Source organism: Bacillus sp. SIMBA_074 (assembly GCF_046534555.1).
Lineage (GTDB): Bacteria > Bacillota > Bacilli > Bacillales > Bacillaceae_G > Bacillus_A > Bacillus_A mycoides.
On the sequence record NZ_JAWRYM010000696.1, the window covers coordinates 1 to 263 of the forward strand.

Consider the following 263-nt stretch of genomic DNA (forward strand, 5'->3'; position numbering starts at 1 on the left):
GTGCATTTGCGCGTGCCGCGCTTCGCCAGGCGGCCGGCATCGAGCAGTTCGCGTGCGCGACCGCACACGCTGGAGAGTTTGAGATTCGTCCGCGCCGAAATGTCCTCGCGGGTGAGCAACGTCTCGGGCGAATCGAAGCAGTCCATCACCATCCGCTGCTTGGCCGAGAGTTCGGCCACGGGCATGGCGTGGAAGCTGTCTTGCTGCGTCTCGGAGACGCGATGCCCGGATCGGGCGCTGAAAAAATCGTCCACTGGCATCTC

Annotated in this window: 1 protein-coding gene; it reads right to left on the reverse strand. The window is 64.3% G+C overall.

Annotated features, from left to right (window positions below; all coding sequences use genetic code 11):
• A partial coding sequence (locus SB773_RS32570) for a hypothetical protein (protein WP_410594524.1) occupies positions 1 to 263 on the reverse strand: 263 nt, incomplete at both ends.